Source organism: Exiguobacterium profundum, from assembly GCF_001909285.1.
Classification (GTDB): domain Bacteria; phylum Bacillota; class Bacilli; order Exiguobacteriales; family Exiguobacteriaceae; genus Exiguobacterium; species Exiguobacterium profundum.
Window position 1 is genome coordinate 449,817 of the sequence record NZ_MRSV01000001.1, and the last position, 12,196, is coordinate 462,012.

Consider the following 12,196-nt stretch of genomic DNA (forward strand, 5'->3'; position numbering starts at 1 on the left):
AGGACGTTGCCAGGCAACAACGCAGGACGACCGAGCATACGCTCGGTCGTTTTTTTACGTTCATAATGAAATCGAACTTCATATTCTGCTTGTTCACACGATGAAATTCCGAACAATTTTAATGTTATTTAAGTTAATGAACACAATTCTGAACTTTCTGAACATCGGGAATTGAATTGCACTTTTACGTTATACCTGTTACCATTACAGAAATATTTCGAAACAAAGATGTAGGTAGAACGAGAAAGGGGCCATCAATTTTTATGTGGGAAAATAAGTTTGCAAAAGAAGGTTTAACATTTGATGATGTATTACTCGTACCACGGTTTTCAAATGTTTTACCACGTGACGTTGATTTAAGCACGAAGCTCTGTGAAGGACTCGAATTAAATATTCCGATCATCAGTGCCGGTATGGATACCGTTACTGAAGCCCCAATGGCGATTGCTATGGCCCGTCAAGGTGGTTTAGGTGTCATTCACAAGAATATGTCGATGGAAATGCAGGCTGAGCACGTCGATCGCGTAAAGCGCTCAGAAAATGGTGTCATCACAAACCCGTTCTATTTAACTCCAGACCGTCAAGTATACGATGCAGAATACTTGATGAGTAAGTATCGTATTTCGGGCGTCCCAATCGTCAACTCAGAAGATGAACGTCAATTGATTGGTATTTTAACGAATCGTGATCTTCGCTTCATCAAAGACTATTCGACGGTAATCAAAGATGTCATGACGACAGAGAACCTCATCACAGCAAAAGTGGGTACATCGCTTGAAGAAGCCGAGCGTATCCTTCATCAACATCGCATCGAGAAACTTCCACTTGTCGATGAGAACGGTGTATTAAAAGGTCTCATTACGACGAAAGATATCGAAAAGGTCGAACAGTTCCCGAACGCAGCAAAAGATAAGCAAGGTCGTCTTCTTGTCGCAGCTGCAGTCGGTGTGACGAAAGACGCGGCTTCACGTGCTCAAGTGTTGGTTGAAGCAGGTGTGGATGCATTGGTTATCGATACAGCACACGGTCACTCAGCTGGCGTACTTGAAAAGGTTCGTGAGTTACGTGATATGTTCCCATCCCTTCCAATCATCGCAGGGAACGTGGCAACAGCAGAAGCGACGCGTGCATTGATTGAAGCAGGAGCATCCGTCATTAAAGTTGGGATTGGACCAGGCTCGATCTGTACGACACGTGTCGTCGCAGGTGTCGGTGTTCCGCAAATCACAGCAGTCTATGATTGCGTGATGGAAGCGAAAGAGCACGGTGTCTCAGTCATCGCTGACGGTGGAATTAAGTACTCTGGTGATATCGTCAAAGCCATCGCCGCTGGAGCCAATGCAGTCATGCTCGGAAGCTTGCTTGCGGGTGTGAAAGAGAGCCCAGGTGAAATGGAAATCTATCAAGGTCGTCAATTCAAGACATACCGTGGTATGGGATCAGAAGCATCGATGAAACGCGGAAGCCAAGATCGTTACTTCCAAGAAGCAGACAAAAAATTCGTTCCTGAAGGTATCGAAGGTCGCGTCGCGTATCGCGGTGAACTGGCTGACACGGTCTATCAATTGATTGGTGGTCTTCGTTCAGGTATGGGGTATTGCGGCGCTGCCGACATTCGTGCCCTTCGTGAAGATACACAGTTCATTCGTATGACAGGTGCTGGACTCCAAGAGAGCCACCCACACGATGTCAACATTACAAAAGAAGCACCAAACTATTCACGTTAATGAAAAAGCCGCCATCCTGTTCACTCAGGATGGCGGTTCTTTATTTGCGTTTCTCGACTAAAATGACGGTACCTCCCTGATCTTGAGCAGGAAGTGAGACGGTCACCTTCCCGTCTTTTTGAACAGTGTATGATTTGCCGCTATAGCGGTCAATCAAAATAGTCTTCGCCTTATACGACGTCTTAAATGAAACGGTTTGTGCTTTCTCTTTCGTGTTCAATCCGACGAGAACGGACTGTTTGCCGTAGGCCCGCTCAAAAATCGAGTAACCAGAATTGGCATTCACAGAGACGGATGATCGTGTTCCTTTACTGAATACGTGAGAATAGTCTGCACGGATATTCAATAGTTTTTGGTAATGCGTATGCATCGCTTTCCCTTCTCCTTTGACACGTGACCAGTCAAAGTCATAGCGGTTCTCATTGAACTCACCTTTATCCATATCCCCTGCATGTTTCCCAGATTGCCCGACTTCTTCTCCGTAATAGATGACCGGTTGACCTTTGGCCGTAATCTGAAGGGCGGCAGCGACCATTTGCTTACCTGTGTCTCCATCTGCGCGCGAGACGAGGAATCCATCTTCGTCGTGGCTACTTAAGAATTGTCCAAGCGTTGCTTCATTCGATAATTGGTTATTCCGATATTGGAGCGATTTTTCTACATCTTCAATGTTGCCGTTTACGAATCGCTCGGCCTGGTATTTAAAATCGAAGTCGAGCAAGGAATCCATTTGTCCACTCCGCAGATAACCGCCTGTATTGTTGATGCTGGCTCCATAGTGTTCGCCGATGAGTTTGAAATCTGGCTTGATTGTTGTCAGCTCATTTTTGAATGATTTCCACGTCGTTGAATCTACATGTTTGACCGTATCGACACGGAAGTAGTCGATTGTATTTCCTTTTTTCGTTTTCGAACGTTTGATCCAATCCGTCTGCCATTTGACCAATTGCTCCCGCACGGCCGCTTCCTCGGTCTTGAAATCAGGAAGACCAGATAAGGACATTCTGAGGTCGTCCCCATCGACCGGATTCTCGCGAATCATGCCATCGAATACTTGTCGTTCTGCATCCGTCGGGAAATTCGTGACGGCTGAACTTGCACCTGGTTCCATGCCGTAGCCTGGATGGTTCAAGACGACATCGACCATAATTTTGATGCCACGCTTATGCGCCTCGTCAATCAATTTATGGAATGCGGCCATATCTCCAAGGTGTTCATCAAGTTTTTCAAAGTTTTTCGCCCAATATCCGTGATAGCCATATTGAGACCCATCTTTCCCATAACGCAAATCCCAATCGATGTTATCCACAATCGGTGTAATCCAGATTGTATTGATGCCTAAGTCATCTAAATAATCGAGTTTTTTTGTGACACCCGCAAAGTCTCCACCATGGTACGATTCCAGATGGTCTTTATCATAGTACTCACGGTTCGGATTATCATTGGACACGTCCCCGTTATAGAAGCGGTCGGTTAGCATGAAGTAGATTCGTGCCTCATCCCAATCAAATGCTTGTTTCTCTTTCATCGATTTCGGAACGACACGGATGGTGGTCTTCGAGCGATGGACATTTCCATACTGGTCGACGGCTGTGACAGAGAGCGTCTTGTTTCCTGGTTTGATCGTATCTTTCACCGCAATGGTTTGAGCATTCAATGCACGGTCGATGTGCAACTTAGCGGGTCCTCCGAGAGGTCGTGCATCGATATAGAGTTCACGAAGCGTCACTCCCTTCGGTAAGGTTGGTTTTACCCGTAGGACGGCATTTTCTCTGGAGCTAATCGCTTTTGGACTGACTGAAGAAGTGAGTTTGACGGTCGGTTGGCGATACTCGATTTGAGAAGCCTCAAAGTACGGATCCTTCACTTCAGTCGTCACCCCGTCTTTTGTGACGAGGTACGTGTAATCATGAACGCCTTCAGGCAAACGCACTGTGTGGCGGAACCATTCGTTTTCAGGCTCATACGTCATCGGATAAGTTTCATCATTGATTTTGAGTGCGACCTGTTCGATTTCATTCATTTTTCCGGATTCATAGAGTGCTACATCGCGGTAGAAGAAACTGATCCCGTCTGTACCGTACACTGGTCCGTTGACTGTCGGAACTTGATGGAACACACCTTTGCCGCTTTCGACGAGGACCTTCGTGACACGGTCTTCTCCGAGCGTGACGTATCTGTCTTCTCCGTATGCGTCCTTCACAGCCCAATCCGTTCCTTTTCGGATCACAAATCCGACTTTGGTGGCGTCTTGGCCAACGGGGATTCGGAAGATGGCCCCGTCCTCCGTGATACGATACGGGTCAACTTGGCCGTCTTTTTTACCGGTGCTCCACGTCCACAAGTTCCAATCCGTATAATCTCCATCCGCGCGGACATACTTCATCTCGATATAACGAGTCGTTTCCCATGGATCGGCGAGCTTGGTTGCCGTTTTGAACGAAGTCGTCAAGGCAGGGAGTGACGTGTTGGAAATCGTCCCTGTCACCGCATCCGCTGGGATGGTCGCCGTATATGACGTGTCGAGTGCGAGTGCCTCTTTCGGCTGAAGTGTCACGGTCGAACCGTTCGTTGTCACGTCGACCGGGATTTTTGTCTCTCCTTGTTGAAGCGTGACTGCTTCAGTATCGAGACGGACAGGTTCGTTGAACGTCCATGTGATTGGGGTAGACACATCCACGTCGATCGAGGATGAAGCCGGGGTCACCGAAACGACCTCAAGCTGATCAATCGTCTCCACCCCATTTAACGTGAACGGGGCACTATATACGGATTGCGTCGACGGAGTAGCAGCGACGTTCCAGCTGTTCGCCAGTTGGTTGGCCGCGTTACTTGGAATCGTATCGAACGCACCATGCTCTCCTGCATTATTGCCGCTCAATACAGTCAAGGCACGAACTTGGTCTCCATTGTTTAGCCCGAGTAAGGATAATGGGATCTTTCCTTCGAATCCTTTCGTCCGGTCCACTGCGAAAGCCGCACCGTTCAATTGGTTCAATTGTAAGAGTGGGGTATCCTGTCCGGCCTTATAAAGGGCGGCCTCTTTGACTTTTTGATCGCCATCGACACGAACGAGAACATGATATTGAGGTGCCTTGTCGACGCCTGTAAAGTCGAATGGGTATCCGAGTGGATTTTCAGAGACGCCAGAATCTTCATCGTTAATTTGAAGGGCGATGTTAATGTATTGTCCGTTGTCGCCCCAATTCGGGACATTGTTCGCATCTACATAAAAATAAAGATGTTGAGCATCGTTTTGTATGTATAAATCACCGACATCAAATCCTTGCCAACCCGTAACCGGGGAAGTCGCAAGGGCTGGGATCGAGCTCCAGTCTGTTTTCAATCCATCAATCGTCATCATGGTCGGTTCGGCCAATGCGTTCATCGGGACACCGGCTTGAATGAGTAATGCTCCGGAAAGGATCAGCGTTGAAGCCTGACGAGCGGTTGTTTTTTTCATGAGGCACCTCTTCCTGTCAAATGGATTTGCACACTTTTATGCAAACGTTTTCAAAAATAGTTTATCGGAACTTGAAAGCGCTAACAATATGTTTTTGAAAAAATAATAAACCGCTTCTCCTATTCTGAAAGGAGAAGCGGTCAAGAGGATGAGGCGACAAGCTTCCCTTTTACAATCAGGCGCTCTGTCGTATCGAACGTACACGTGATTAACGTGATGGTTGGGGTTGAGGTGACATCTAATACATCGACTCGTTCAGGAGAGACGGTTTCAAGCGAAGTGACTACATACTCGTACGTTTGCGTTTCATCTTGAAGGTAGATCGTGGCACCGACCTCGATTTCATGGAGCGGTCCGAATAGGGCAGTTGCTCGTTGTAGGTAGTGGCCGGCGAGCGCGTAGTTCCCTTTGCCCATCTCTTGTTCAGGATGCATCGTTCCGGTGCCTACCGCGAGACTTTCATTGTCCAAGCCTTTCATGATGGGAAGTTTCAGTGAGACATCGGGAATTGAAATCACGCCGATTGTCGGCAAATTATGAAACCGATTGCGCGCTTGTAGGACGTCCGATACAGAGAGCGGACTGACGGCTTTAAAATTATAACTTGGATCAAATTCGCTCTCTTCTTGAAATTCCATCTGTTCCACCACGTATTCACTCGTCGAACTAGCAATGGCATTTTTCCAAATCGGACTCGTCAAAAAGAGGATGCCGCTCCCAATGAGTAAAAGTCCGATGAGCCACCGGATACGTCGATTCATGACTTCCCTCCTTTTGAAACTTCCCACGCAAGCATCAACTGAACGATCACGTCAGGTAAAGTCGACTCAGACAAATGCGCAAACCCGAACAGAAATTGCTTGTGGGAGTCCGGATGCACGATACGATAGTCGTTCATGGATTTAATGGCGATTCCGGCGGATTCGGCGGACCGCTTCAATTCTTGCTCTGTTCGCTCGGTCGCGATGGTCAACACGACGTGCAATCCGGCACTTGCTCCGGTCACGGTGACGGTCGGTTCGAATGGTCGGAAGGCGGAGAGGACACTTTCTAACTTACGACGGTATATTTTTCGCATCCGGTTCAAATGCTTCTCAAAGTCACCGCTCGACATGAATAAGGCCAACGTCTGTTGTTCGAACCGGGGAACGCTACAGGTGAAATACTGGTGTCGTTCCCGGTAACGGTTTAACAAGGGTGTCGGTAAGACCATATAGCCGATGCGTAAGGATGGCATGAGAGATTTTGAAAACGTACTGATATAGATAACCCGTTCGTTCGGGTCCATGCTCTGCAGTGACGGAATCGGCTTGCCGCTATAGCGAAACTCGCTGTCGTAATCGTCTTCGATGATATACGTCTGATGGACGAGTGCCCAATTTAACAAACGTTGCCTTCGACTGACAGACAGGACGGTCCCTGTCGGAAATTGATGAGCAGGTGTGACATATAGTGCATCGATTGCATGACGCTCGAGCTCATTCACACAAACACCACTATCGTCTACGGGAATAGGAATCGATGTGCGTCCTTGTTGTTCGAACAACAATCGCGTGAGCGGATAACCAGGGTCTTCGATCCCGAAGATAGACGAGTCCGGTAATAGATTCAAGAGTTGTGGCAACAGCTGTTCCGTACCGGACCCGACGATGATCTGTTCTGGTGAGCACTGTACGCCACGGGAGTGATAAAGATATGTGGCGATTTCTTGGCGTAATTCTAGATCTCCTTGAACAGAACCTAACGCAAGTAATTCATGTTTCACGTCATCGACGACATGTTTGATGTGTCGCTTCCATCGTTCAAACGGGAAGGCAGTCGTGTCGATTTGACTCGGGGAAACATCATAATCATATGTCTTTCGCTGAGGGGCTGGTGTGATGGTACTACTCGAGCGCCGGACGTACAGTTCCTCTTGAGGTAACACATAAAATCCTTTTCGAGGAATGGACTCGATGTATCCTTCGGCGAGTAACTGGGCATACGCGAACTCGACCGTTGTCTGCGACACATCTAAAAATTGAGAGAGCTTACGCTTTGAAGGTAATTTAGTTCCTGTCTTTAACGTATCGTCGAGGATGGCATCCCGAATGTGTTTATACAATTGCTCGTAAAGCGGGATGGACGATTCTTGATCAAGCGATAAGGTAAGCATATCCATGGTGTGACGTTCCTTTCTTTACGAACCAAAAAAGAAGTAGAGCATAAACCCAAGAATAATGATGAAAGAGACAATCCCGGGTGTCCCGAATGAGGCACGATGACCCCCATCAAACGAATCGCGGTTTAACATACGTATTCCTCCTTTATACTTCAACAGGTTCGTGATAGATGAAATAGAGTCCTTTATTTAAAACTGACCACTTTAAATAATGAGAAACTGGCACTTTTAATATAGTCAATTCAACTTATACTAGCAAGTAGAACACGAATCAATGGAGGGATTTCAATGGAAAAGAGACAAGTAGGGACAGATAAAGTAAAACGTGGGATGGCTGAAATGCAAAAAGGTGGCGTCATCATGGACGTCATCAACGCTGAACAGGCGAAAATCGCTGAAGCTGCCGGTGCTGTGGCTGTCATGGCGCTCGAACGTGTACCATCAGATATCCGTAAAATGGGTGGCGTTGCCCGTATGGCTGACCCGACAATCATCGAAGACGTCATGGGGGCAGTATCTGTGCCGGTTATGGCAAAATGCCGGATCGGGCATATCGCTGAAGCACGTGTCCTCGAGTCGATGGGGGTCGACTTCATTGACGAGAGTGAAGTGTTGACACCAGCCGACGAAGAGTTCCACTTGTACAAGCGCGACTATACGGCGCCGTTCGTATGTGGAGCACGCGACCTCGGTGAAGCAGCCCGCCGTATCGGTGAAGGGGCAGCGATGATTCGTACAAAAGGGGAGCCGGGAACAGGGAACATCGTCGAAGCGGTTCGTCATATGCGTACAGTCCAAGCTCAAGTGAAACGTCTCTTGTCGATGAGCGTAGATGAGGTCATGACAGAGGCGCGCGACCTCGGTGCACCGTTTGAAGTATTGATGCAAATCCGTGAAGCGGGCCGTCTGCCGGTCGTAAACTTCGCAGCAGGTGGAATCGCGACACCAGCGGATGCTGCCTTGATGATGCACCTCGGGGCAGATGGAGTCTTTGTCGGATCTGGTATTTTCAAAGCGGAGAACCCAGAAAAATTTGCACGTGCCATTGTAGAAGCAACAACGTATCACGATGACTATGAGCGAATCGCACACTTGTCAAAAGGATTGGGTGAGGCGATGAAAGGACTCGACGTCCGCACACTCAAAGAAGAAGAACTCATGGCACCACGAGGCTGGTAAGATGGTAACGATTGGCGTATTAGGAATGCAAGGGGCGATTCGTGAGCATGTTCGCATGCTGGAAGCGCTCGGTGCTCGAACCGTTGTCGTTCGCTCGGTAGAAGACTTGGAGTCAATTGACGGACTCGTGTTACCAGGTGGAGAGAGCACGGCAATGCGTCGACTACTCGATCGTTATGGATTACTTGAACCACTTCGAGAGACGGAAACGTTACCGATGTTCGGCACATGTGCCGGCATGATTCTTCTCGCGAACGAAGTCGAAGGGTATGACGCCCACTTGAAGAAAATCCCGATGACAGTGAAACGCAATGCGTTCGGACGTCAGGTCGACAGTTTTGAAGTCGACCTTCCAGTGAAAGGGATCGATGAGCCAGTCGAAGCGGTCTTTATTCGTGCCCCACAAGTGGCACGTGTCGAACCGGAAGTAGATGTGCTCGCTGAAGTGGAGGAAGCGATTGTGGCGGTCCGTTACAATCAGTATCTGGCTTGCTCGTTCCATCCCGAATTGACGGATGACCTCTCGTTACATCGCTATTTTATCGAGATGGTCAAAGCGAATCAGAGTCAACATGTATAAGTTTGAGGGACCTCGCAAAAAGGGGGTCCTTCAAACTTATTTTTTGTTACACTGAACAAAGAAGCGTACAGAAAGGGGAAACGATGTGAAGGCCCGTTATTTCATCATATTGCTCACTGTCGTATTCGTCATACAGACCATGTTGCCATCGGCTGCCTCTGCGGCCGCTCCGAAAGTGGATGCAGCAAGCGCGATGCTTGTAGACGTGACGACAGGACAAGTTCTATTTGCCAAACAAGAAGATTCGATGCTTCAGCCGGCTTCAATCACGAAGCTGATGACTGCATTTTTGACGCGTGAGGCGATTCAGGCAGGGAAACTCAGTTGGACACAAGAAATCACACCGAGCGATGCTGCTTTGGCGTTGACGAGAAAGCCGGGGTTGGCACGAATCCCGCTGTTAAATAAACCATATACCGTCAAAGAATTATACGATGCCGCGTTGATTCGTTCAGCGAATGAAGCGGCCGTAACGCTCGGGGAGGCCGTATCCGGTTCGGAAGAGGCATTCGTCAAAGAGATGAATCGCCGGGCTGATGAATTAGGGATGACGCAAACGACGTTCGCGAACGCCTCAGGACTCGATTCTGAATCCGCTGGCCTACCGGGAGACAACTTGACGTCTGCTAAGGACTTGATGAAGCTCGCGATCGCGTATTTGACGACGTATCCGGAAGTGCTCGACGTGACGAAGCGGGCATACGTGGACGTCGACGGTGTTCGATTTGATGCGACGAATCGCATGCTCGCTAATCGTGACCTCGCTTATCCGGGAATGCTCGGCTTCAAGACAGGCACGACGAATGAGGCGGGATATTGTTTCATCGGCGTATCCACACGGGATGGGCGTACCGTTTTGTCGGTCGTCCTCGGTGCAACATCGGACGAGGAACGTTATGCAGCAACGAAAGCGCTACATGATTATGCTTATGCGGATTTCGTGATGACCCCAATCTTGCGGATGGGGGAGACAATCTCCAAGATGGCAACGGTCTCTCAAGGCGAGGAAGAGCAAGTCGCGGTCCGAACGACGAACGACTTTGAAGTATTAGTCGAAAAAGGAAGACCCGTACCGGAGCCCGAATATGATCTGCTTGATTTAGAGGCTCCGATTAAGGCTGACACACAGGCAGGCATGGTCACCATCGATTCTTCGGAGAACGTACGCTATTTAGAGGGAGAGGCTCCTCCTAAGATGGCACTTGTTACAGCGGAGTCGGTCGATACCGCCTCGTTCTTGACGAGAATAACGCGAGCTTTTTTGGATTTCCTCGATCAAATCCGACTCGCACTTGGAAAAATCAGTCTTGTCGAACAAGTTGAGATGTTGTAAAGTAAGATTAATTCAATGACAGATGCGATGATGAGAATAAGTACGTTACGTACGTCTACTGACAGAGAGCTAGTGGTTGGTGCAAACTAGTGAGATGACGTGACCGAATCGGCCTCGGAGCATTGACTTGGAAACAAGTCACGTTCGCACACGTTACGTGCATCGAGTGGCTCAAACATTTGGGCAACGAGGGTGGCAACGCGGATCCAAGGTGGTTCGTCCCTTTCCTACGGGAAAGGGACGTGCCACCTTTTTTATATGAAAAAGGAGGAATAGCAATGTTAGACATTAAACGTTTGCGACAGGATTTTGAAGGGATTAAAGAAAAGTTAGCTCACCGGGGGGAAGACTTGAGTGCACTTGACCGCTTCCCACAACTAGAGGAGAAACGTCGCGACTTGATCAACGAAGTCGAAGTGAAGAAAGCGAAGCGCAACGAAGCGACAAAACAGATCGCTGAATTGAAGCGGAACAAAGAAGATGCCGAAGGTCCGATTTTAGAGACACGTCGCCTCGGCGATGAAATCAAACTGTTGGACGAAGAGTTACGCGAAGTTGAGGCAGAACTCAACTTGATTTTACTCAGCATCCCAAATATCCCGCACGAATCAACACCAATCGGCGAAACGGAAGACGACAACGTGACGATTCGCGAAATCGGGACAAAGCCTGAGTTTGATTTCGAGCCTAAGCAACATTGGGACGTGATGGAAGACCTTCAAATCGTCGATGTCGAGCGCGCTGGAAAAGTAACAGGTAGCCGCTTCGTCTTCTATAAAGGATTAGGCGCTCGCTTAGAACGTGCCCTCATCAACTTTATGATGGACCTTCATTCAGATGAGCATGGGTACGCTGAAGTGTTACCTCCTTACATGGTCAATCGAGATTCGATGACAGGAACGGGTCAGCTTCCTAAATTTGAAGAGGATGCATTTAAAGTAGCGGATACGAACTACTTCCTCGTTCCGACGGCTGAAGTACCGGTCACGAACATGCACCGTGAAGAAATTCTTCCGGAAACACAACTTCCAATCGCGTATACTGCATATAGTGCAAACTTCCGTTCTGAAGCTGGGTCAGCGGGACGTGACACACGTGGATTAATTCGTCAGCACCAATTCAATAAAGTCGAGCTCGTCCGCTTCGTAAAACCGGAAGAGTCTTATGAGCAATTGGAACTGTTGACAGGTCATGCTGAAGAAGTCTTAAAACGTCTAGGCCTTCCTTATCAAGTGCTCAGCATGTGTACGGCAGATCTCGGATTCACTGCCGCGAAAAAATACGATATTGAAGTATGGATGCCGGCACAAGGGGTCTATCGTGAAATCTCGTCTTGCTCAAACTTTGAAGATTTCCAAGCGCGTCGTGCGGGAATTCGTTTCCGTCGTGACGCCAATGCGAAACCTGAGTTTGTGCATACGTTGAACGGTTCAGGTTTGGCGGTCGGACGAACGGTCGCAGCGATTCTTGAAAATTATCAACAAGCGGATGGATCGGTCGTGATTCCAGAAGTTCTTCGTCCTTACATGGGTGGAAAAGAAAAGATTGAAATGCCGAACTAAACGCTTGAGCAGCCTCGATTTTGAGGCTGCTCAATTTTTTTAATGTTTTTTCACAAAAGGGTTTGACATCTGTCTCTTCAGTTGGTACTATAAATCATGTCGAGCGACACTGTTGCTCACGAATTGCATATGAGCTTTGGAGGTGTACCCAAGTGGTTTAAGGGAACGGTCTTGAAAACCGTCAGGGGTGT

Annotated in this window: 8 protein-coding genes, 1 tRNA gene and 1 other annotated feature (1 of these 10 running past the window's edge); of the genes, 6 read left to right on the forward strand and 3 right to left on the reverse strand. The window is 48.3% G+C overall.

Features of this window, described 5'->3' with window-relative positions; translation table 11 throughout:
* Window positions 1-263 precede the first annotated feature (263 nt).
* Complete coding sequence (gene guaB / locus BBB58_RS02410) at window positions 264-1,727, forward strand: IMP dehydrogenase (protein WP_074035270.1); 1,464 nt, start codon at window positions 264-266, stop codon at window positions 1,725-1,727.
* 40 nt (window positions 1,728-1,767) lie between these two features.
* On the opposite strand, the gene BBB58_RS02415 is transcribed toward guaB, so the two are convergent.
* From BBB58_RS02415 to pdxR, 3 genes are all read right to left on the reverse strand, one after another.
* Entirely contained in the window at window positions 1,768-5,190 is a 3,423-nt protein-coding gene (locus BBB58_RS02415; RefSeq protein ID WP_074035272.1) for an alpha-amylase family glycosyl hydrolase, read from the reverse strand.
* A 140-nt stretch (window positions 5,191-5,330) separates the two neighbouring features.
* Window positions 5,331-5,951: a class A sortase gene (locus BBB58_RS02420; RefSeq protein ID WP_074035273.1), complete on the reverse strand. Its 621-nt coding sequence runs from the start codon at window positions 5,949-5,951 to the stop codon at window positions 5,331-5,333.
* On the reverse strand, window positions 5,948-7,351 hold the full coding sequence (gene pdxR, locus BBB58_RS02425; protein WP_074035274.1) for a MocR-like pyridoxine biosynthesis transcription factor PdxR: 1,404 nt from the start codon (window positions 7,349-7,351) through the stop codon (window positions 5,948-5,950). The genes BBB58_RS02420 and pdxR overlap by 4 nt, the downstream gene beginning before the upstream one ends.
* Before the next feature lie 288 nt (window positions 7,352-7,639).
* Here pdxR and pdxS point away from each other — a divergent pair, with 288 nt between their 5' ends.
* The 5 genes from pdxS to BBB58_RS15115 form a co-directional block, all read left to right on the forward strand.
* On the forward strand, window positions 7,640-8,530 hold the full coding sequence (gene pdxS / locus BBB58_RS02430; RefSeq protein WP_012727762.1) for a pyridoxal 5'-phosphate synthase lyase subunit PdxS: 891 nt from the start codon (window positions 7,640-7,642) through the stop codon (window positions 8,528-8,530).
* Window position 8,531: 1 nt separating this feature from the next.
* Window positions 8,532-9,110 (forward strand): pyridoxal 5'-phosphate synthase glutaminase subunit PdxT, encoded by a 579-nt coding sequence (gene pdxT / locus BBB58_RS02435; protein ID WP_074035275.1) that lies wholly within the window; start codon window positions 8,532-8,534, stop codon window positions 9,108-9,110.
* A gap of 85 nt (window positions 9,111-9,195) precedes the next feature.
* Window positions 9,196-10,443, forward strand: a complete 1,248-nt coding sequence (locus BBB58_RS02440) for a D-alanyl-D-alanine carboxypeptidase family protein (RefSeq protein ID WP_084543022.1) — start codon at window positions 9,196-9,198, stop codon at window positions 10,441-10,443.
* 18 nt (window positions 10,444-10,461) lie between these two features.
* Window positions 10,462-10,670: a binding site (T-box leader), on the forward strand.
* Window positions 10,671-10,721: 51 nt separating this feature from the next.
* Window positions 10,722-12,005 (forward strand): serine--tRNA ligase, encoded by a 1,284-nt coding sequence (gene serS, locus BBB58_RS02445; protein WP_012727759.1) that lies wholly within the window; start codon window positions 10,722-10,724, stop codon window positions 12,003-12,005.
* A gap of 138 nt (window positions 12,006-12,143) precedes the next feature.
* A tRNA-Ser gene (locus tag BBB58_RS15115) sits at window positions 12,144-12,196 on the forward strand; it runs 79 nt beyond the window's last position.